The sequence below is a fragment of the Nonomuraea sp. JJY05 genome, from assembly GCF_043496855.1.
Classification (GTDB): domain Bacteria; phylum Actinomycetota; class Actinomycetes; order Streptosporangiales; family Streptosporangiaceae; genus Nonomuraea.
On record NZ_JBIEIS010000066.1, the window covers coordinates 13304 to 32325 of the forward strand.

Here is a 19022-nt window from a genome sequence, read left to right on the forward strand (position 1 = left end):
AGGCAGGTGGCCAGGACCAAACCCAGCGAGCAGCGGCGCAGCGACCTGCACGACGTCCTGTTCCGGCACAACTCCCACGCCTCCCGGCCGGGCGAGCCACCTCGCCCCAACCTGGCGATCGACGCGCAGCGCAACCTCCTCGAAGAGACCGCGACACTCCCCGACCCCGGAGCGACTGCCATCGTGCTCTACCACGCCATGCACGGGACCGCCGATCACATCCTGCACGCGCCGGACGATCAACGGCGGCTGCTCGACGAGGTCACGCGCATCTGCCGCGCGCTGCTCGAAACCTGACCCGCTGGTCAGCAGAACGTCGCGGTCAGAGCCTTCTGCAGGATGTCGGCCGGGGCGTCGCCCGTGTACGGGTTCGCGGAGATCACGAGCGTGCGGCCCGAGTCGGATCTGAGGGCGTCGGTGAGATAGCCGAAGGTGCCGCCGCTGTGCCCGTACACGCTCTTGCCGCAGATCAGCTTGAACTCCTGGAGGCCGAGCCCGTACCCCATGCCCGCGCCTGCAGGCTTCGTGGCCCGCATCTGCTCGAGCGCGGATCGACTGACGAGCTTGCCTCCCAGGAGGGCGTCGAAGAAGCGGGCCAGGTCGGCCGTCGTTGAGATCATCTCGCCCGCGCCGAACTCCAGCGACGGGTTCATCCGCGTGGCGTCCACGATCTTGCCGTTGTATGAGGCGTAGCCGTGCGCGTGCGGGCTGGGCATCGCCTTCGCGTGGCCTGGCAGAAGCGTGTGCGTGAGGCCGAGCGGGCGCAGGTCTTCATAAGGATCATGGAGGCAACGCTAGGAACGCCGGAAGTGCCGGACCATGCGGGCGACCGTACGACCAACTGCGGAAAACCAGAAGACACCTCGCTGAGCGGCGTCCGTACGAGTGCCATGGACACGGACTGTGTTAATCGCAACGAATGAAAATGATTGTCAGATTCACCTCTCTTGTCATAGTTTGAGCCGGTGACCCCTTCGTCCACCGCGACGGCGCTGCTCAAGAACGTCGGCCTGAGTCCTACACGTCAGCGGCGCGTCGTCGTAGAGCGGCTCATCGGGCTGGAACGGCCCGTGAGCGCGCAAGCGCTGCATGAGGAACTTCAGGCAAACGGCGCGCGTCTCGGCTTGACGACGGTCTACCGGACACTCAACGCCCTGGCAGAGAACGGCCTCGCGCACGTCTTCGAAGATCACGGAGAAACGACCTATCGATTGTGCGGGCCAAACCACCATCATCATCTGGTCTGTCAGTCCTGCGGCACGGTGATCGAGGGGCCTCCAGTGCCCGAACTAGGTCGGTGGCTACAACGCCTGGACACCGAGCACGGCTTTCAGGCCGAACGTCACCACTTTGAGGTCTACGGCACCTGCGGCACCTGCCGTCTCGCCGGAGAGCCTGGCACGATCGCGCCACCCACCCAATGAGACGACGACATGCGCTGGCCACCGGGCACGTCGTCGTGCCCGGTGGCCGCATGGTTTCAGTCGATCGTGATCAGTCCCCGCTGGTAGGCGCGGACGAGGCGGCGGGGGACGCGCAGCTCCCGCCCGTTCACGATGATCGGGACGAGGTCGGGCACGGCGGCCTTCCACTGGCTGCGGCGGTGCCGGGTGTTGCTGCGCGAGGTTCTGCGCTTGGGCACGGCCATGGCTACCAGCTCGCCTTCGTGATGCCGGGCAGTTCGCCGCGGTGGGCCATCTCGCGGAAGCGGACGCGGGAGAGCCCGAACTTGGTGAGGTGCCCGCGGGGACGGCCGTCGACGGAGTCGCGGTTGCGCACGCGGGTGGCGCTGGCGTCGCGCGGCTGTCGGTTGAGCTCCCGTACGGCCTGCGCCCGCTCCTGCGGAGTGCCGGTACGGATGAGCTCCTTCAGCTCCGCCCGGCGTGCGGCGTAGCGCTGGACCACGGCCTTGCGCCGCTCGTTGGCGGCGATCTTGCTCTTCTTGGCCATCAGATCTTCTCTCCCCGGGCCCGGATCTGCGCGATCGCCCTGTCGATGCCGATCCGGTCGATCGTCTTGATCGCCCGGGCGCTGAGCGTGAGCCGGACGTAGCGGCCCTCGCCGGGCAGCCAGTAGCGGCGCTGCTGAATGTTGGGATCCCAGCGCCGCCGGGTGCGGCGGTGGGAGTGGGAGACGTTGTTGCCGAAGACCGGCTTGACGCCGGTGAGCTGACAGTGCGCGGACATCAGGTCCTTCCGTAGCGCTGGTTGAACCGCTCGACGCGGCCCGCGGTGTCCAGGACGCGGTTGCGGCCGGTGTAGAAGGGGTGGCTGGCCGAGGACACGTCGACGTCCACGACCGGGTAGGTGTTGCCGTCAGTCCACTCGATCGTCTTGTCGCTCGTGATCGTGGACCGGGTGAGGAACGCGAAGTCCGCCCCGGGGTCGCGGAAGACAACCGGGCGGTAGTCGGGGTGGATGCCCTTCTTCATCGCTCCTCCCGGAACAGCACGTGCTGTCGGATGGTCGGGTCGTACTTGCGCAGGGTGAGCCGGTCGGGGGTGTTCCTGCGGCTTTTCCTGGTCACGTAGGTGTATCCGGTGCCTGCCGTGGATCGCAGCTTGATCACGGGGCGCACCTCATTTCTGGCCAAAGCGGTTCCTTTCCACTGGCGAAGCCATGCAATGATAACGAAAACGGTTTTCACTTCAACTCCTGGAGGCGTCAGTGTCCACCCCCGTCGTCCTCGTCGCGGGCCTGCACGGCACGGCCCGCGCCGCCACCGTCGAACGGCTGCTCGCCGAGCACCAGGGATCGCTCGCCGTCCACCACGACCTGAGCGACGTCGCCCGGGGATGCGTCCGCCGCACCGTCCGCGACGCGACACGCGTGCTGGACACCGCCGACATACGGCTCGCGCACGGCTGCGTCACCTGCACCGTGCGCGAGGACCTCCTGCCCCAGCTCGTCCTGCTGGCGCCCGGCGCACCTTTGCTGATCGCTGACCTGTGGGACTCGGTGGAGCCCCGATCGGTGGCCGAGGCCGTAGACTCCGCCGAAGCCCACGACATCCTGCGGCTCACCGCCGTACTCACCGCGCTGGACGCCGAGGCCATGCCCGACGACATCACCAGCGGCGAACGCCTCATCGAGGTAGGCAAACCCGCGGCCGCCGGTGACCAGCGCTACCTCGCCGAGGTCCTGGCCCGCCAGCTCGAATACCCCACCGGCCTGGTCCTGCACGGCGGCGACGAAGACGACCACGAACTGTCCCGCGCGGTCCTCGCCCACCTCGCCCCCGTCACCCCGATCCACACCGTGTCCTGCCTGCCGCCGGTCACCGGCGCCGCCGTGTGCACCGGCGAGCTGGCCGAACGTGTCGACCCGGCCACCGCCCAACTGCCCTGCGACACCCAGACCGACGAGATCGTCACCGCCGTCTGGCGCAGCCGCCGCCCGCTGCATCCGGCCCGCCTGTTCGAGGCCGTCGACGAGCTGGTCACCGAGTCCGTACGCTCACGCGGCCGCTTCTGGCTGGCCACCCGGCCCGGCCAACTGCTGGCCTGGGACGCCGTCGCCGGCATCGTCTCGGTCGAGGACGCCGGCCCCTGGCTGGCCGCTCTGCCCGAAGCCGCCTGGGACCTGGTCTCCCCCGCCCGCCGCCTCGCCGCCGCCCTGGACTGGCACCCCGAGCGCGGCGACCGCGTCCAGCACCTCGTCTTCACCGGCCCCGACCTCGATCCCGCCCGCTTCCGCGCCCTGCTCGACTCCTGCCTGCTCACCGAGGCGGAGGAAGCAGCAGGCCCGGACGCCTGGGCCGGCTACGACGACCCGTTCGCCCCCATCCTCACCATCAAGGAGAACGCATGAAGAACCGCCGCACCCCGCGCAAGAAGCCCAACCCACTCCTGTACGTCGACCGCATCGACTACAAGGACACCAACCTGCTGCGCAAGTTCGTCTCCGACCGGGGCAAGATCCGCAGCCGCCGCGTCACCGGCGTCACCGTGCAGCAGCAGCGCCAGATCGCCAAGGCCATCAAGAACGCTCGGGAGATGGCCCTGCTCCCCTACACTTCCCGGCCCGACGCCTGACCCGATCGCCGAACCCACCAAAAGCAGTCGACACTGCCCTGTCGTCGCAGCGTGAACCGCTACTCTGCTGCCAGCACGGGCGGGGAGAGCGATGACCGAGACAAGCACGACCGACCACCTCGCGCCCCATTCCGGGCAGGGCCGGGACACCGGCGGGATCCGGCTGCCGTGGGCGTTCATCGTCCTGGTGGCCTTGCTGGCGGCGGGCCGGTTCCTGCTTGCGCCATATCTGACGGCTCCGGCGCTACAGACCTGGGCGACCGTGTTCGTGGCGGTGTGCGTGCAGGCGCTGCCGTTCCTGGTGTTCGGGGTGGCGCTGTCGGCGGCCATCACCGCGTTCGTGCCCGCGTCGTTCTGGACCCGGGCACTGCCCCGCCGCACCTACGCGGCGGTGCCGGTGGCCGGAGTGGCCGGTGCGGTGCTGCCAGGTTGCGAGTGCGCGTCGGTGCCGGTGGCCTCGGGGCTGATGGCTCGGGGTGTGGCGCCGCCCGCGGCGCTGGCGTTCCTGCTGGCCTCGCCGGCGATCAACCCGGTGGTGCTGGTGGCCACCGCGGTGGCCTTCCCCGACGACCCCGCGATGGTGGTCGCGCGGTTCGGCGCTTCGCTGACGGTGGCCGTGCTGGCCGGGTGGATCTGGGCCCGGTTCGGGCGGGCCGCGTGGCTCCCGGCCCCTCGCCGCCGGGTCTCGCACGGGCAGGGCAGGTGGAGCGCCTTCCTGGACGCGATGCGGCACGACCTGATGCATGCCGGCGGGTTCCTGGTCGTCGGCGCCCTGGCGGCGGCGACGCTGAACGTGGCGATCCCCCGCGCATGGCTGACCGCGGTGGCCGGGGTGCCGGTGGTGTCGGTGCTGGTGCTGGCGTTCCTGGCGGTGCTGCTGTCGATCTGCTCGGAGGCCGACGCGTTCGTGGCCGCCTCGCTCACCGCGTTCTCCCCGACGGCCAAGCTGGCGTTCCTCGTGGTGGGGCCGATGGTCGACCTGAAGCTCATCGCGCTCCAGGCGGGTACCTTCGGCCGCGCGTTCGCCTGGCGCTTCGCTCCTCTCACGCTCGGGCTGGCGATCGGCGTCAGTTTCGTCGCGGGCTGGGCGCTGCTGTGAGGCGTCAGACGCAGGGGGCCCTGCTGCTGACGCTCGGCGCGACGTTGCTGAGCATCTCCGCCTTCTCCGCGACGTACGTCAACTACGTCAGACCCGGCTTCCGACCGCTCATCATCGCGGCCGGCGTGGTGCTTGCAGCCCTCGGGCTGCTGTCCGTCGCCCAGGAATGGCTCGGCCGGGCCGACGCGCACGGGACCGGGCACGGCCATCGCGTGGCCTGGCTGCTCGCCGTGCCGGTGTTCGCCCTGGTCCTGATCGCCCCTCCCGCGCTCGGCTCCTTTGCGGCCGGGCGTGATGACGGCGCCCCAGCACCGCTGCGGACCGCCGCCTATCGCCCGCTCACCGGCGGCCAGGTGACCGGGCTGACGCTGAGCGAGTTCATCGGGCGCGCGTACACACCGTCGGGCCTGTCCCTGGCGGGCACGGGCGTCCGGCTGACCGGCTTCGTCACGCTGCCGAGGACCGGCAGGCACTGGTACGTCACCAGGATGCGGATCAGCTGCTGCGCCGCGGACGCATTCGCCATGAAGGTCGCCGTGGAAGGCGCTCCCGCGCCCAAGGAGAACTCCTGGGTGGAGGTCACGGGCACGTGGATCCCCTGGAAGCACGGCATCCCCCACGATTACGCGGCCCCCGCGATGACCGCTGCAACTGTGACCGCCGTCCAGCAACCGGCGGAACCCTACGAATGAGTCGGCTCGACCAACCGGCCATCGTCATACGGGTCCCCCTCCGCCTCCAAGATCGCGCCTTCAGCGCAGGAAGGCGCAGCCAGTGAAACGGGTATCGCAGAGCCTGCTTCTCCTCCTGCTCGGCGGGGCGCTGTTGAAGATCTCCGCCTTCTCCACGGACTTTGCCAACTACGTCAAGCCGGGGTTCCGGCCCCTGCTGATCACATCGGGCGTGGTGCTGGTCATCCTGGCGGTGGCCACCCTGGCGCAAGACCGCTTGAGGGGCATCCGCATAGCGCGCCAAGCGGAGCTCACGCGCGCCCGCATCGTCGAGGAGGCGCACCTGGCACGGCTGATCGGACGCGAACCCGTCCCCAAGGTCGATCCGATAGCTGCGCCCGCCGAGCCGTACGAGTAGACGAACGGACGCCGGCATGAATCCGCCGGCGGCCCGCGGTGGCGATCGCGGCCGGCACCGGCGGCATGGTCACCCGCACCACCGCGCAGGGCGACGCGACGATCGACCGCCTACGGTCCCCCACTGCGCATGCCCCGAGCATCACGTGTCCCCAAGGCCACCTTGTCCATGGATATCCAAACTCTGGCGCTGCTTCCAGGACCAGTGCTAGATTAAACTGAAAATCATTATCATTTCCCCTTAGGATCGGTATGTACCTTCCTCTAAGCCGCCCGTCACTGTTCGCCCTGGCCGGCTTGGCTTCGTTGGTCCTGGCGGCTTGCGGATCCTCCTCGCCCCCTTCGACACCCAGCGCTGATGCCTCCGCAACGATGTCTGCGCCGATCACGGTCGTGGCTTCGACCAACGTGTACGGCGATATCGCCAAGCAGATCGGCGGCGACAAGGTCCAGGTGACCTCGATCATCACCGACCCCGAGCAGGATCCGCACTCCTACGAGGCCAACACGCAGAACCAGCTCGCCCTGTCCAAGGCCAAGCTCGTCATCGAGAACGGCGGCGGATACGACGACTTCGTCGACACCATGCTCAAAGCCGCGAACAACCCCTCGGCCCAACTCCTCAACGCCGTCACCATCTCCGGCAAGACCGCCCCGACCGGCGGCGAACTCAACGAACACGTCTGGTACGACTTCCCTTCCATGGCAAAACTGGCCGACCAGATCTCCACCGCACTGGGCAAGGCCGACACCGCTGACGCCGCCGCCTTCACGGCCAACGCCGAAGCCTTCAAGCAGAAGCTCGCGACCCTCCAGGGCCAGGAAGCAGACGTCGCCAAGACCGCCAAGGGCACGGCCGTGGCCATCACCGAGCCAGTACCCGGCTACCTGCTGGAGGCCTGTGGCCTGGTGAACGCCACGCCCGAAGAGTTCGCCGAGGCGATCGAGGAGGGCGACGACGTCTCCCCCAAGGTCCTGGCTGAGACCCTCGCCCTGTTCAGCGGCAAGAAGGTCCAGGCCCTGGTCTACAACGAGCAAACGGCGGGACCGCAGACCGAGAAGGTCGTGCAGGCCGCCACCGACAACGGCATCCCGGTGGTGCCTGTCACCGAGACCCTGCCGGCCGGCAAGGACTACGTCGGCTGGATGACCGGCAACCTCGACACCCTCGACAAGGCTCTGGGCCGATGACCGAGCACACCGCCGTGTCACCCATCGAACCGGGGCTCAAGGCATCCGGCGCAACCGTCCTCAGCCTCCAGGGCGCGATGCTCGCGTACGGGCAGCGCGTCCTCTGGCAGGACCTCGACCTCGATGTGCGACCCGGAGAGTTCATCGCGGTGCTCGGCCCGAACGGCTCCGGCAAGACCAGCCTCCTGCGCGCCCTGCTCGGTCAGCAAACGCTCTCGGCGGGCAAGTTGCTGATCGACGGCCGACCGCCCCGTCGAGGAAGCAATCTGATCGGGTACATCCCCCAGCACCGGTCAGTGGCCGCGCACACCCCATTGCGGGCGCGCGACCTGGTGCGGCTGGGCATCGACGGGCACCGTTGGGGACTGCCGCTCGGCGGCGGGCGCCTCCGGCGACGCGTGGAGGAACTGCTCACCGCAGTGGGCGCCGCGCCGTACGCCGATCTACCGCTGAGCCTGCTGTCGGGCGGCGAACAACAGCGCGTGCGCATCGCCCAGGCCCTGGCAACCGACCCGATCCTCCTGCTCTGCGACGAACCACTACTGTCGCTGGACCTCAACCACCAGCAGGCGGTGGCCGCCCTGGTAGACCAGCGGCGGCGGGAACACGGCACCGCGGTGCTGTTCGTCACCCACGAGATCAATCCGATCCTGGGCTATGTCGACCGGGTGCTCTACCTGGCCGGGGGACGCTTCCGGATCGGACCACCCGCGGAGGTCATGACCTCGGCCGTCCTGTCCGAGCTGTACGGCAGCCCTGTCGAGGTGATCCGGGCGCGGGACAGATTCGTGGTGGTCGGCGCCCCCGGTTCCTATGATCATGGCGGCGAGACATCGTGATCGTCCACGTGGTCGCCGATGACCCCGGCATCTGGGGCCAGATCTTCAACCATGACAACTACGGCGAGCTGCTGGCGCTGGTCACCAACTCCCTCATCGCCGGCGCGGTGCTCGGCATCGTGGGTGGGCTCATCAGCGTCGTGGTGATGATGCGGGACCTGGCCTTCGCCGTGCACGGCATCGCCGAGCTGTCGTTCGCCGGCGCCTCGGCCGCGTTACTGGTCGGCGTCAACGTCGCCGCCGGATCGCTGGCCGGGTCGATCCTCGCCGCCCTGGTGATCGGTGCCCTCGGGATCCGCGCCCGCGACCGCAACTCGGTCATCGGCGTTCTGATGCCCTTCGGCCTGGGGCTGGGCGTGCTGTTCCTGGCGCTGTACAAGGGCCGGGCGGCCAACAAGTTCGGCCTGCTCACCGGGCAGATCGTCGCCGTGGACACTCCGCAGATGACCTGGCTGCTCGGCACCAGCGCCATCACGCTCGTCGCGCTCGCCGTCGTCTGGCGGCCTCTCGCCTTCGCCAGCGTCGACCCCGAAGTCGCCGCCGCGCGCGGCGTGCCGGTACGCGCGCTGTCGCCCGCCTTCACCCTCATCCTGGGCTTGGCCGTCTCCGTCTCCATCCAGGTCGTAGGAGCGCTGCTCGTGCTGGCCTTGCTCGTCACCCCGGCCGCGGCCGCCATGCGCGTCACCGCCTCACCCCGCCTGGTGCCGCTGCTCAGCGTCGCCTTCGCCGTCACCTCCATGGTCGGCGGCATCCTGCTCGCCCTGGGCAGCAGCATCCCGATCAGCCCCTACGTCACCACCATCTCGTTCACGTTCTATCTGGCCTGCCGCGCCATCGGCGCCCTGCGTATGCGCGCCGGCTGGGGCGACAGATCGGCGGTATCGGCGACGGTCTGACGGACACCGAAACGGCCCGGTCGTCACCGTCCAACCCACGCTCACCAACACCATCGTCAAGACGCTTACCTCTGCTGCGGCCACGACGATCAGCAGCGCCGGCATCACGTGCCACCGCACCGTGCTGGCGGCGGCGCGGGTCCCACCGCGTCGCCCAGCGGCTGCGGCGCCGCCGTACCCCCGAGCCTCCCGGTGACCGCCCGCTGGCGCAGCACCCCGCCTGGCGGCGGCGGGCAGCACCGCCCAGCTGTTCCGGGCTTACGTACGACCGGCGCACCGCCGCCAGGGCCTCGCCCGCAAACTGGTGAAGCGGGCATGCGCACACGTCGCATCTACTCCCGGCTACACCCGCCTCTACCTGCACACCGATGGCCGTGTCGAGGGCGCCGAGCTCTTCTGGAGGTCGGTCGCCGTCCCGATCCACGACGACCGGGACGGCGATCCGTCCCGCTTCCGGACCGTCCACTTCGAGGTCCCGCTCTGAGCCCGTGCCCTGGAGCCGCCTCGGATATAGATCGCGATCCGGCACCCCATGACCAGAGCCTGGCGGCAGGCCGTCACCGACTCCCGGCCTTGCTCTGCCCAACGAAGATGAGATAAACCAGCCGTAGCGCCATGGACGCGATCATGCCTGCCAACGCTGAAACGCCAAACCCCCAGGTCAACAGCCGAGTTTCGGGCACCCCCAGGCTTCCATTAAGGCGTAGCCGACAATTCCGATACCCAGGGTGGGGCAGCGAACTCGTCGTCATGTGAAAGGCCCGTCACTGTCTCTGCTCCGGAGTCAGGACGTGTCGGGTCCGGTCCCCGAGCCAGGCCGCTTCGAGGATCGCGGTCAGGCTGGCGGTGTCGGTCGGGCCTGGATGGTTCTGGATCAAGCGGGTGACGCCACTGGCCATCTCCGCGAAGCGCGGGAGGTCGGCGCGTGCCACGCCGATGTCCGCCAAGGTGGTAGGGATGCCGATGTCGGCAAGGAGCCCGTCGAGCCAGATGAGGAACGTATCTGCGGCCTCGGCATCCGAGGCGTCGGTCACGTCGAGCCCGCACACCCCGGCAAGGATGGCCAACCGGTCGCCGATGGCATCCCTGGCCGCGTCCAGCGCGTAGGGCAGCAGCAGCCCGACGCCCAGGCCGTGCGGGGTGTGGGTGGCTGCGCCGATGGGGTATTGGAGGGCGTGCGGAGCCGCGTTGCCTGCGTGGGAAAACGCGAGCCCGGCCAGCACGGACCCATAGGACATGTCCGCGCGCGCGTCCTTGTCGCCTCCGTCCCTGACGACATGGGGCAAGCTGCGGGCGATCCGCTCCGCGGCCAGGAGCGCGTAGTGATCGGTGATCGGGTTGCGGCCGAGGAAGACCTGCTCCACCGGGTCGCGCGGTCCGTGGGCCCGGGGTCGCGCGGTGTAGCTCTCCACCGCGTGACAGAACGCGTCGATGCCGGAGTGGGCAGTGACGGTCGCAGGGCAGGTGTAGGTGAGCTCGGGGTCGACGATGGCGAAGTCGGGCACGATGTGGACGCTGGAGACCCCCACCTTCAGCTCGCGGTCGGGGTCGGTCAACACCGAGACGGGCGTGAGCTCGGAGCCGGTGCCTGACGTCGTCGGGACCGCGACGAGAGGAATCGTCGGCCCCGGCACCTTCGACTCGCCGTAGAAGTCGCGCGGCGTCCCACCGTGGCACCGGATGACGCCGACGATTTTGGCGAGGTCGATCACAGTGCCACCCCCGATGGCGAGGATCACGTCGGCGTCCACCTCTGCGGCGACCGAGACGGCCAGGGCGACATCGGCGAGCGGCACGTCCGGAGTCGCGTCGGCAAACACCCCGACGACTTCGACCTTCTCCCGCACGGCGGCCACGATCTCGGCCACGCCCGGCTGCCCCAGAAGAACCCGGTCGGTCACGATGAGGACTCGCGAGCCACACTCGGCCACCACTCGTGGGATGTTCTGCGCGACCCCTTCGCCCACTATCAGCTGGCGTGGTCCGCGGACGGTCTCAAGCATGTCAGTGCCTCTCTGGAACGTCGGCGGTGATTTGCTGGGCGGACGTCCAGGTCACCTGCTAGACCGGGACGGCGTCGGCAAGGTTGGCTGCCGGGTGGCGCAGGCGTGCGCGCCGGGCCCCCAGACTCGATCGTGCCCGGGCGCCCTCGGGTCCGTCGCGATGAAGACGTCGCCCTTGGTGGGCGGGTCGGTCGGGTCGAGGGTCCCGCGGACATCGTCGCCAAGGGCGGTATGAGTCAAGGTCGCGACCAGCACCTCGATCATGAGCCCGAGTGCGTAGCCTTTGGGACCGTCGAAAGGGCTGATCGCCCCATCCACCGCCGCGGCCGGGTCTGTGGCGCGCACACCGGCGGAGTCGACGGCGCCCCCGGGTGCCGGCGGATTCGTGCCGACCATGGCCCGGGTCGCGCCCCACGGGTGGAGGCCGGTCAGGTCATGTGCGCACAGGGCGCGGTGATCCTCGGCGGGCTCCCGGAGCAGCAGGCCGGTCACGGTAGGTCGATCGCCGCGTAGGTGACGTCGAGATACTCAAGGATGCCCTCGTGCGACCCCTCCTTGCCGATCCCGGACTGCTTCACGCCTCCGAACGGAGCCGACGGGTCCGAGATCAGACCACGGTTGATACCGAGCATCCCCGTCTCCAGCCCCTCGGTGAACCGGAGCGCCCGTTGGAGGTCACGGGTGAAGACGTATGCGACCAGGCCGTGCTCGGTGTCGTTGGCCTTCGCCATCACCTCGTCGTCGGACGTGAACGAGATGATCGGCGCCACCGGGCCGAAGATTTCCGCCTCCAGCATCCGCGCGTCCTCGGGCACGTCGACGAGGACCGTAGGCGGGTAGAAGTGGCCCGGCCCATCCGGACGCTCGCCGCCCACCAGGACACGGGCGCCGCGATTGACCGCGTCGGCGACGAGCTCGTCGATCTTGGTTACCGAGGCCTCGTCGATCAACGCCCCGACGTCCACGCCGTCGTCGAGACCATGGCCCACCGAGAGCGCGCCCATCCGCTCGGCGAAGCGCGCCGTGAACTCCTCGCGCACCGGCTCCTCGACGTAGATTCGGTTGGCCGCGATGCAGGACTCCCCGATGTTGCGCATCTTGGCCACCATGGCACCGTCGAGCGCGACGTCCAGGTCCGCGTCGGCGCACACGATCAGAGCCGCGTTGCCGCCCAGTTCCATGGAGGTGCGCAGCACGTTGTCCGCCGCCTGTCGTAGCAGCACGCGCCCGACCTCGGTCGACCCGGTGAACGAAAGCTTGCGGGTCCGACGGTCGGCCAGCAGTGCTGAGACCACCTCGCCGGCACGCTTGGTTGTCACGACGTTGACGACGCCCGGGGGAACGCCGACCTCCTCCATGATGCGGGCCAGCAACAGCATGGTGAGGGGCGTCTGGGCTGCCGGCTTGGTGATCGTCGTGCAGCCCGCCGCCAGCGCAGGAGCGATCTTGCGGGCGCCCATGGCCAACGGAAAGTTCCAGGGCGTCACGAAGACGCACGGTCCGACCGGCTTCGGCACGGTGAGGATGCGATATCCACCAGCGGGAGCGGTGTTGTAGCGCCCCTCGACGCGCACCGCCTCCTCGGCGAACCAACGGAAGAACTCGGCGCCGTAGGCCACCTCTCCCCGGGCCTCGGCGAGCGGCTTTCCCATCTCGAGCGTTATCAGCCGGGCGACCTCCTCGGATCGCTCGGTCAGTGCCCGGTACGTCGCGGTCAACAACTCTGACCGTTTTCGCGGCGGGGTCGCCGCCCACTCCGCCATTGCCTTGCTCGCCACGTCCAGAGCGGCGAGCCCGTCAACGACGTCGGCGTCCGCCACCTCGGCGATGGTCTTGCCGGTGGCCGGGTCCTCGACGCCAAAGGTGGCTCCGCTGGCGGCGTCGCGCCAGGCGCCGCCGATCCGGAGCCGCCGATGCTCGGGGGCCAGGACGTTCATCGGGTCGCTCATTGCGTCGCCTCCTGTGATGTTCTTGGTGATGTCCAGCGTGACCTCAGCGATCGCGCCACGCGCGTTGACGAACGGGTCACACGACCTCGTCGGGGTCGAGGTTGCCGAGCGGGCCGAACGTGGCCTTGGCCCTGGCTGGAGGGCGACGCCCCGCGCCACCGATCGCCTTCTCGGGCCATGGCTGCTTCAGCGTCGACAGGCCGTGCTCACCGGTGACGGTCCGCCGAGGCTCGATTGCCACGTGCGGGCGCATGTCGACGTCGCAGCCCTGCGCGGTTACCTCCCGGCCTCGGACAGCGCCAGCCCGGTGCCCGCATCGAACAGGTGCGCACGGTCCAGGTCGACCGTGACAAGCAGCCGCTCGCCCGGCGTACCGGTGACGGTGGTTCGTGCCTTGACCTTGAGGATCTCCGTCCCCACTCGGACGTCGACCACCGTTCGGTCACCGAGCGGCTCAAGCCCGTAGAGCTCACCCGACAACGACGCGTCCCCGCGCTGCTCGACGGACAGGTCCTCCGCGCGCAGGCCCAGCAGCAGCGGACGACCGTCCTCAGCCGTGGTCCAGCGGGGCCGCGGCAGCGTCCAGCCTTCCGCCCCGACCAGACGATCTCCCTCGGCGTGGCAGGCGAGCAGGCCGATCGGCGGGCTCCCGACGAATCCCGCGACCCACTGGTTGGCTGGACGCTCGTACACCTCGGTCGGCGTTCCGACCTGTTGCACCTTCCCCTCCTTGAGGACCGCGACCTGGTCGGCCATGGACAGGGCCTCGACCTGGTCGTTGGTCACGTAGACGAAGGTTGCTCCGAGGCTTCGGTGGATGCGGGTGAGCTCGGTGCGCATCTCGACGCGGAGCTTGAGGTCGAGGTTCGTCAGCGGCTCGTCCATGAGAAACGCGCGCGGGCGACGGACCAGCGCCCGGGCCAGGGCGACACGCTGCATCTCACCGCCCGACAACTGCGCCGGACGACGCTGCAGCAGACGTTCGATGTGCAGCAGGCTCGAGATCTGCTCGACGGCAGCGGCGATATCGCTCGAAGAACAGCGGCGTGCCCGCAGCGGCGAAGCGATGTTCTCGTACGCCGTGTGCCGCGGGTAGAGGGCGTAGTTCTGGAAGACCATGGCCAGGTCGCGTGCGGCCGGGGCGTCACCGGTCGCGTCCCTCCCGTCCAGATGCACCGACCCGGCGTCAAGTTTCTCAAGGCCGGCGATCGCTCGCAGGGTCGTCGTCTTGCCTGCCCCCGAGGGTCCGAGCACGACGAAGAACGATCCGTCCGGCACGTCCAGCGTCACCCCGTCCAGGGCCTGGACTTTACCGAAGGACTTGCACAGCCCGTGCACTGCCACGGTTCCCATCAGGCCACCAGCTCTTCCGTGCTCACGTCGTAGACCGCCGGGGTCCCGCCGGTGTGCCGCAGCCCGACCGGTGCGTCAGCGGCGAAACGGACAGTCGGTGGCATCCGAACACGTACGTCGCGCTGGCCGCCGTGGTCAACCACGTAGATGATTTCGTCGCCCAGCCACTCCGCCGAGACCACGCGGGCCGGGACCGAACGTTCCGCCCCTGGTTCTGTGACTTCCAGCGCCTCCGGCCGGACGCCTGCGACCAGGCAACGGTCGCGCGGCAGGCCTGGCGGCGGCGTGAGGGCCAGTCCGCCCTGACTGCGCAGCTTCCCGTCGGCCACCTCCACCTCAATCAGGTTCATCGGCGGGGAGCCGATGAATGCGGCGCAGAAAAGACTCGCCGGACGGTCGTAGACTTCCAGCGGCGTGCCGATCTGCTCGACGCGGCCCTTGTTGAGGATGGCGATTCTGTGACCGAGCGACATCGCCTCGACTTGGTCGTGGGTGACGTAGACCATCGTCGTCCCCAGCTCCCCCTGTAGGTGCTTGATCTCCGTGCGCATGTCCGCCCTCAGCTCCGCGTCCAGATTGGTGAGAGGTTCGTCCATGAGGAATGCGCGCGGTCGTCGCACCAGGGCGCGAGCAAGCGCGACGCGCTGCTGCTCCCCGCCGGACAGCCGGCGCGGTCGCCGGTCCAGGAGCGGACCGAGCCGCATCAGCCGGGCGGCCTCGTCGACCCGCTCGCGCACCTCCGCCTTGGGCAGTCCCTCGGCCCGCAGTGGGAACGCCAGGTTGTCGCGGGTTCTCAGATGCGGGTAGAGAGCGTAGAACTGGAACACCATGGCGATGTCGCGCTCGGCGGGCGGCAGGTCGTTGACCAGCGTGTTGCCGATGCGGATGTCGCCCGTCGTCTGCCTCTCCAGGCCGGCTATGGCCCGCAACGTGGTCGTCTTGCCGCAACCCGAAGGGCCGAGCATCACGAACAGCTCGCCGTCGCCGATGGACAGGTCCACGTGATCAACTGCGACCGTCCCGTCCGGGTAGCGCTTGTGCAGGGCGGTCACCTCGATGCCCGCCATCAGCGTCGCACCGCCCCGAGCGTCACACCGGCGACGAGGTGCTTGCGCACCAGGTAGGCGAAGACGAGCACCGGTAGGGCGAACACTACGGAGGCGGCGGCCACGAGACCCCAGTCCACCGTGGTTCCACCGATGAGGCCGGCGATGGCAGGTGGGGCCGTCCGCACGTTGTCGCTGGAGGTAAGGAAGATGGCGAACACGAACTCGTTCCACGAGAAGATGAGTGCGAAGACCGCCGTCGCGGCGATGCCGGGCAGGAGCAGGGGAAGGGTAAATCGCCAGAACGCCTGCAAGCGGGTGTAGCCGTCGAGCATGGCGGCATCCTCGTACTCTGCGGGCACCTCGTCGACGAACCCCTTCATCATCCAGATCGTGAACGGGACGTTGAACGCGGCGTAGATGAGGATCAGGCCGAGCTTGGTGTCGATGAGTCCGACTTGGCGGTACATGAGGAAGATCGGGATCACGACCACCACGGGCGGCATGAAGCGGGTGGACAGGATGAAGAACAGTTGGTCCTTCTTGGCCTTCACGGCGAAGCGTGAGTAGGCCCAGGCCGCCGGGACCCCCAGCACGGTGGCCAGCGCCGTGGAGACCCCGGCGACCACGACGGAGTTGAGGAACGAGCCGGACAAGGTCGAACGACCGCCGCCGGAGGCGACGAACACGTCCTTGAAATGGTCCATAGTGACCTTGAAGTCGAAGAACTTGGCCGGGATGGCGTAGACGTCCCGGTTCTCCTTGATGGATGTCTCGATCATCCACAGCGCCGGAAAGAGCATCACGACGGCCAGCACGGTCAGCAGCGCGACCTCCAGCACGGAGCGGCCCCGGCCGCCGAAGCGGCGCGCGGGGGGCGTGTGATCCCGGGCAGGACCTGTGGACACGGCCTCGTCGACGGAGACGGCCATCAGTCCTCCTTGAGCTTGTTCAAGTAGCGCAGGTAGAGCTGCGTGAGGACCATGACGACGAGGACCATGAGGATCCCGTACGCCGAGGCGGTTCCGGTGTTGAAGCCCAGGAACGCGACCTTGTAGACGTGGAACGACAACGTCTCGGTGGAGACCCCCGGACCTCCGCTGGTGAGGATGTAGACGAGGTCGAACAGCCGGAAGGCCTCGATGGCCCTGAACAACACGGCAATGAGGAGCAGCGGCCACACCAGCGGAAGAGTGATGGTGCGGAACCGGAACCACTCGGACGCCCGGTCGATCGAGGCGGCCTCGTACAAGTACTTGGGGACCGCGGTAAGGCCCGCGAGCGCGATGAGCATGATGAACGGCGTCCATTGCCAGGTGTCGACCACGATCAGGGAAATCAATGCCGTTCGCTGCCGGGTGAGCCACTCCACCTGCCCCAGGCCGAGCGAGCCGAGCATGCTGTTGATCACGCCGAATTGCGCGTCGAGCATGAATCGCCAGAACAGCCCGACCACGACGGGCGACAGCATCATCGGAACCAGGAACAGTGTGGTCAGCAGTCCTCGCCCGTGCGTACGCCGTGAGATCAGGTAGGCGATGGCGAAACCGAGCACGGTCTGCAGGGTGACCGCGCCGATCACGTAGATCAACGTCGTCAAGGCCCTCAGGTGGACCTGCGCCGAAGTCAGGATGGCGGTGAAGTTCTCGAACCAGATGAAATGGGCGGGCCCCCCGCGGGTGGCCGAGTAGTCGGTGAAAGACAGGTACAACGCCCACAGCAACGGGAACACCGACATTGCGAGCAACAGCAGCAACGCGGGGGAGATGAAGGCGACGGCGAGCCAGCGGTCGCTCAAGCGGCGGGACCGACCCGGTGCAGGCGGCGTCGCGGACGCCACCTGCCCGGGGTGGTCGGTCGTCAGAGGGGCGGGGTCACTCACAGTCCGCCGCCGCCCTTGCGGCTGCTGGAGTCGAGCACGCCCTGCTGCTCCTTGGCGATGTCGTCGAGCGCATCCTTCGGCTTCTTCGCGCCGTTGAGAGCCGCGTTCACGTTGGTGTTCTCAATGTCGACGAGGCGCGCGTACTCGGGCACGTTCCACATGTCCCGCATCCGCGGAACCGAGTCGGCGTACACCTTGTTGAACGGCTGGGCATTGAGGAACTCGGGCGACTGCAGGGCGTCCGTCCGCGATGGCACGCCACCGGCCGCGGCCCACTTCTTCTGGATGTCAGCCCGCTCGAACCACTTCATGAAGTTCAGGGCCTCCGCCTGGTTCGTCTTGGGGGAGTAGGCCGACACGTGCATCCCCATGCCGCCGAGAGGCACCAGGTTCGTCTTCTGGCTCGGCAGAGGGGCGAAACCCAGCTTGTCGAGAATCTGCTCCCGCGTGGTGCCGAGGGTCGACTGCTTCGGGTCGAGCAGGCCGCCGCTCGCGGCGATCCAGTTGAACGCGATGCATGCCTTGCCCTGGGCGACCGCCGCGTTCACCTCGTCGATGAACCAGTTGCCGGAGCCCTTGGCGGTCAGCGGCTTCATCTTGTTGACCAGGACGTCCATCGCCTCCTGGCCCGCAGTGTCGTTGAGGACGCCCTGGATCTTGCGCTTCTTGGAGTCCCAGAGGTTGCCGCCGTAGACGCCGTTGACCGTGTTGTAGGTTACGGCCGCGGCGTCGGAACCGTTGGCCTGGTGGAAAGCCAGCCCGCTGACGCCAGGGTGGTCCGCCTGGCACTTCTCGGCGACTGAGATCATCTCGTCCCAGGTCTGCGGTGGCTTGTCGCCGATCAGGTCCTTGCGGTAGATCATCGTCCAGGTGTCGCCGAGCAGCGGCAGTCCGTACAGGGGGGCGTTTTCGTCGCGCTTCCCGGTCTCCGCCTGGGGGAACTGGCCGTAGGCCGCCAGGAGGTACGGGTTGTAGGCCTTGACGTCGATGTTCTTCTTGACGAAGTCGGTGATGTCGAGGATGTTGCCGTTCGTCACGGCCTCGCCGATGTGTTGCGAGTCCAGGATCGGGATGTCGAAGTCGGTCTTGTGCGCGGCGAACTGGGTGAACATCGCGTCGTGCCAGTTCGCGTTCGGCACGGTCTTGACCTTGATGGTCACGTTCGACCGCTCCTTGGTGTACTCGGCGTTCGCGAAGGCTTCCAGCGCGTGGGCGGGGGGCCAGTCAAACCAGATGAAGCTGAGGGTCAGCGGATCCTTGGTGAGCTCCGGGATGGTCGCCGGCGCCTTGGGGGCGCTGCCCTCCTGGCCGCCGCAAGCCGCCACGGTCGTGGCCAGTAACATGGCCGCCGTCGCCAGCTGCACCTTTCGACCGGGAACGGACAGTCGTCCTAATCGCTTTGGATACCGCATCTTCTTGCCTGCTTTCTGGGTGGGGACTTCTGGAGCCCTGCTGCGTGCTTCGCCGAGCAGTTGCTGGGGGTGTTCAGGCGTGTTGCCGGCTGTCGCAGGGGCTGACCCGCAGACCGGCGTCACGAGTACGCCACGACGTCATGGGGCTTCAGGCAGTCGAGCAGTCCTTCGGCCCTTGTGCGGCCCGGTGGCGAACCGAGAAGGACGTCGAGCATGCTCATGGGAGCTCCA

The 19022-nt window shown here is 68.4% G+C and carries 26 protein-coding genes; 11 read left to right on the forward strand and 15 right to left on the reverse strand.

Features of this window, described 5'->3' with window-relative positions; all coding sequences use genetic code 11:
• The first annotated feature begins 6 nt into the window (after positions 1-6).
• Positions 7-297 (forward strand): hypothetical protein, encoded by a 291-nt coding sequence (locus ACFKCF_RS55945; RefSeq protein ID WP_394504943.1) that lies wholly within the window; start codon positions 7-9, stop codon positions 295-297.
• Between the two features lie 8 nt (positions 298-305).
• Here the strand turns inward: ACFKCF_RS55945 and ACFKCF_RS55950 are convergent, their stop codons facing one another.
• Positions 306-767, reverse strand: coding sequence for a serine hydrolase domain-containing protein (locus ACFKCF_RS55950; RefSeq protein ID WP_394505028.1), 462 nt, complete (start codon positions 765-767; stop codon positions 306-308).
• Between the two features lie 198 nt (positions 768-965).
• On the opposite strand from ACFKCF_RS55950, the gene ACFKCF_RS55955 reads away from it, so the two are divergent.
• A complete protein-coding gene (locus ACFKCF_RS55955; RefSeq protein ID WP_394504945.1) occupies positions 966-1424 on the forward strand; it encodes a Fur family transcriptional regulator in 459 nt (152 codons plus the stop codon).
• A gap of 56 nt (positions 1425-1480) precedes the next feature.
• Here the strand turns inward: ACFKCF_RS55955 and rpmF are convergent, their stop codons facing one another.
• From rpmF to rpmG, 5 genes are read right to left on the reverse strand one after another with little or no spacing between them, the layout of a single operon-like run.
• Complete coding sequence (gene rpmF / locus ACFKCF_RS55960) at positions 1481-1648, reverse strand: 50S ribosomal protein L32 (RefSeq protein ID WP_185074868.1); 168 nt, start codon at positions 1646-1648, stop codon at positions 1481-1483.
• A 2-nt stretch (positions 1649-1650) separates the two neighbouring features.
• Positions 1651-1950, reverse strand: a complete 300-nt coding sequence (gene rpsN, locus ACFKCF_RS55965) for a 30S ribosomal protein S14 (protein ID WP_394504948.1) — start codon at positions 1948-1950, stop codon at positions 1651-1653.
• The gene (rpmB, locus tag ACFKCF_RS55970) at positions 1950-2186 is read right to left on the reverse strand and encodes a 50S ribosomal protein L28 (protein ID WP_364760581.1); all 237 of its coding nucleotides are present in this window, start codon (positions 2184-2186) and stop codon (positions 1950-1952) included. Before rpmB ends, rpsN begins: the two co-directional genes overlap by 1 nt.
• Positions 2186-2431 carry a type B 50S ribosomal protein L31 gene (locus tag ACFKCF_RS55975; protein WP_394504950.1) on the reverse strand — a complete coding sequence of 82 codons (246 nt, stop codon included), beginning with the start codon at positions 2429-2431 and terminating at the stop codon, positions 2186-2188. Before ACFKCF_RS55975 ends, rpmB begins: the two co-directional genes overlap by 1 nt.
• Positions 2428-2592 (reverse strand): 50S ribosomal protein L33, encoded by a 165-nt coding sequence (gene rpmG, locus ACFKCF_RS55980; RefSeq protein WP_132630004.1) that lies wholly within the window; start codon positions 2590-2592, stop codon positions 2428-2430. The genes ACFKCF_RS55975 and rpmG overlap by 4 nt, the downstream gene beginning before the upstream one ends.
• A 74-nt stretch (positions 2593-2666) precedes the next feature.
• Between rpmG and ACFKCF_RS55985 the strand changes: the two genes are divergently transcribed.
• The 9 genes from ACFKCF_RS55985 (at position 2667) to ACFKCF_RS56025 (ending at position 9630) form a co-directional block, all read left to right on the forward strand.
• The gene (locus tag ACFKCF_RS55985) at positions 2667-3809 is read left to right on the forward strand and encodes a CobW family GTP-binding protein (RefSeq protein WP_394504952.1); all 1143 of its coding nucleotides are present in this window, start codon (positions 2667-2669) and stop codon (positions 3807-3809) included.
• The gene (gene rpsR, locus ACFKCF_RS55990) at positions 3806-4033 is read left to right on the forward strand and encodes a 30S ribosomal protein S18 (RefSeq protein ID WP_185074864.1); all 228 of its coding nucleotides are present in this window, start codon (positions 3806-3808) and stop codon (positions 4031-4033) included. Before ACFKCF_RS55985 ends, rpsR begins: the two co-directional genes overlap by 4 nt.
• Positions 4034-4124: 91 nt before the next feature.
• Positions 4125-5132 (forward strand): permease, encoded by a 1008-nt coding sequence (locus ACFKCF_RS55995; protein WP_394504955.1) that lies wholly within the window; start codon positions 4125-4127, stop codon positions 5130-5132.
• Positions 5129-5824: a TIGR03943 family putative permease subunit gene (locus ACFKCF_RS56000; RefSeq protein ID WP_394504956.1), complete on the forward strand. Its 696-nt coding sequence runs from the start codon at positions 5129-5131 to the stop codon at positions 5822-5824. Before ACFKCF_RS55995 ends, ACFKCF_RS56000 begins: the two co-directional genes overlap by 4 nt.
• An 82-nt stretch (positions 5825-5906) precedes the next feature.
• Positions 5907-6221 carry a hypothetical protein gene (locus tag ACFKCF_RS56005; RefSeq protein WP_394504959.1) on the forward strand — a complete coding sequence of 105 codons (315 nt, stop codon included), beginning with the start codon at positions 5907-5909 and terminating at the stop codon, positions 6219-6221.
• 392 nt (positions 6222-6613) lie between these two features.
• Positions 6614-7411, forward strand: coding sequence for a metal ABC transporter solute-binding protein, Zn/Mn family (locus ACFKCF_RS56010; RefSeq protein WP_394504962.1), 798 nt, complete (start codon positions 6614-6616; stop codon positions 7409-7411).
• Entirely contained in the window at positions 7408-8250 is an 843-nt protein-coding gene (locus ACFKCF_RS56015) for a metal ABC transporter ATP-binding protein (RefSeq protein ID WP_394504964.1), read from the forward strand. Before ACFKCF_RS56010 ends, ACFKCF_RS56015 begins: the two co-directional genes overlap by 4 nt.
• Positions 8247-9146: a metal ABC transporter permease gene (locus ACFKCF_RS56020; protein WP_394504967.1), complete on the forward strand. Its 900-nt coding sequence runs from the start codon at positions 8247-8249 to the stop codon at positions 9144-9146. Before ACFKCF_RS56015 ends, ACFKCF_RS56020 begins: the two co-directional genes overlap by 4 nt.
• A 220-nt stretch (positions 9147-9366) precedes the next feature.
• Positions 9367-9630 carry a GNAT family N-acetyltransferase gene (locus ACFKCF_RS56025; protein WP_394505029.1) on the forward strand — a complete coding sequence of 88 codons (264 nt, stop codon included), beginning with the start codon at positions 9367-9369 and terminating at the stop codon, positions 9628-9630.
• Between the two features lie 280 nt (positions 9631-9910).
• Here the strand turns inward: ACFKCF_RS56025 and ACFKCF_RS56030 are convergent, their stop codons facing one another.
• The 9 genes from ACFKCF_RS56030 to ACFKCF_RS56070 all read right to left on the reverse strand — a co-directional run bounded on the left by ACFKCF_RS56030 (position 9911) and on the right by ACFKCF_RS56070 (position 18743).
• Entirely contained in the window at positions 9911-11149 is a 1239-nt protein-coding gene (locus tag ACFKCF_RS56030; RefSeq protein ID WP_394504970.1) for an iron-containing alcohol dehydrogenase, read from the reverse strand.
• A 51-nt stretch (positions 11150-11200) separates the two neighbouring features.
• Positions 11201-11641, reverse strand: a complete 441-nt coding sequence (locus tag ACFKCF_RS56035; RefSeq protein WP_394504972.1) for an Ldh family oxidoreductase — start codon at positions 11639-11641, stop codon at positions 11201-11203.
• Positions 11638-13098 (reverse strand): NAD-dependent succinate-semialdehyde dehydrogenase, encoded by a 1461-nt coding sequence (locus tag ACFKCF_RS56040; RefSeq protein WP_394504975.1) that lies wholly within the window; start codon positions 13096-13098, stop codon positions 11638-11640. The genes ACFKCF_RS56035 and ACFKCF_RS56040 overlap by 4 nt, the downstream gene beginning before the upstream one ends.
• A gap of 76 nt (positions 13099-13174) precedes the next feature.
• Entirely contained in the window at positions 13175-13339 is a 165-nt protein-coding gene (locus ACFKCF_RS56045) for a hypothetical protein (protein WP_394504977.1), read from the reverse strand.
• A gap of 35 nt (positions 13340-13374) precedes the next feature.
• Complete coding sequence (locus ACFKCF_RS56050; protein ID WP_394504978.1) at positions 13375-14451, reverse strand: ABC transporter ATP-binding protein; 1077 nt, start codon at positions 14449-14451, stop codon at positions 13375-13377.
• Positions 14451-15518 (reverse strand): ABC transporter ATP-binding protein, encoded by a 1068-nt coding sequence (locus tag ACFKCF_RS56055; RefSeq protein WP_394504981.1) that lies wholly within the window; start codon positions 15516-15518, stop codon positions 14451-14453. Before ACFKCF_RS56055 ends, ACFKCF_RS56050 begins: the two co-directional genes overlap by 1 nt.
• Positions 15518-16429 (reverse strand): carbohydrate ABC transporter permease, encoded by a 912-nt coding sequence (locus ACFKCF_RS56060; protein ID WP_394504983.1) that lies wholly within the window; start codon positions 16427-16429, stop codon positions 15518-15520. The genes ACFKCF_RS56055 and ACFKCF_RS56060 overlap by 1 nt, the downstream gene beginning before the upstream one ends.
• Positions 16429-17295, reverse strand: coding sequence for a sugar ABC transporter permease (locus ACFKCF_RS56065; RefSeq protein WP_349453489.1), 867 nt, complete (start codon positions 17293-17295; stop codon positions 16429-16431). The genes ACFKCF_RS56060 and ACFKCF_RS56065 overlap by 1 nt, the downstream gene beginning before the upstream one ends.
• A gap of 80 nt (positions 17296-17375) precedes the next feature.
• Positions 17376-18743 (reverse strand): extracellular solute-binding protein, encoded by a 1368-nt coding sequence (locus tag ACFKCF_RS56070; RefSeq protein WP_394504984.1) that lies wholly within the window; start codon positions 18741-18743, stop codon positions 17376-17378.
• Positions 18744-19022: the final 279 nt, after the last annotated feature.

Bases quoted from the DNA above. Each gene is read 5' to 3' on its own strand.
- rpmF (WP_185074868.1), bottom strand. From the start codon at position 1,648: ATGGCCGTGCCCAAGCGCAGAACCTCGCGCAGCAACACCCGGCACCGC.
- rpsN (WP_394504948.1), bottom strand. From the start codon at position 1,950: ATGGCCAAGAAGAGCAAGATCGCCGCCAACGAGCGGCGCAAGGCCGTG.
- rpmB (WP_364760581.1), bottom strand. From the start codon at position 2,186: ATGTCCGCGCACTGTCAGCTCACCGGCGTCAAGCCGGTCTTCGGCAAC.
- ACFKCF_RS55975 (WP_394504950.1), bottom strand. From the start codon at position 2,431: ATGAAGAAGGGCATCCACCCCGACTACCGCCCGGTTGTCTTCCGCGAC.
- rpsR (WP_185074864.1), top strand. From the start codon at position 3,806: ATGAAGAACCGCCGCACCCCGCGCAAGAAGCCCAACCCACTCCTGTAC.
- ACFKCF_RS55995 (WP_394504955.1), top strand. From the start codon at position 4,125: ATGACCGAGACAAGCACGACCGACCACCTCGCGCCCCATTCCGGGCAG.
- ACFKCF_RS56015 (WP_394504964.1), top strand. From the start codon at position 7,408: ATGACCGAGCACACCGCCGTGTCACCCATCGAACCGGGGCTCAAGGCA.
- ACFKCF_RS56030 (WP_394504970.1), bottom strand. From the start codon at position 11,149: ATGCTTGAGACCGTCCGCGGACCACGCCAGCTGATAGTGGGCGAAGGG.
- ACFKCF_RS56040 (WP_394504975.1), bottom strand. From the start codon at position 13,098: ATGAGCGACCCGATGAACGTCCTGGCCCCCGAGCATCGGCGGCTCCGG.
- ACFKCF_RS56050 (WP_394504978.1), bottom strand. From the start codon at position 14,451: ATGGGAACCGTGGCAGTGCACGGGCTGTGCAAGTCCTTCGGTAAAGTC.
- ACFKCF_RS56055 (WP_394504981.1), bottom strand. From the start codon at position 15,518: ATGGCGGGCATCGAGGTGACCGCCCTGCACAAGCGCTACCCGGACGGG.
- ACFKCF_RS56060 (WP_394504983.1), bottom strand. From the start codon at position 16,429: ATGGCCGTCTCCGTCGACGAGGCCGTGTCCACAGGTCCTGCCCGGGAT.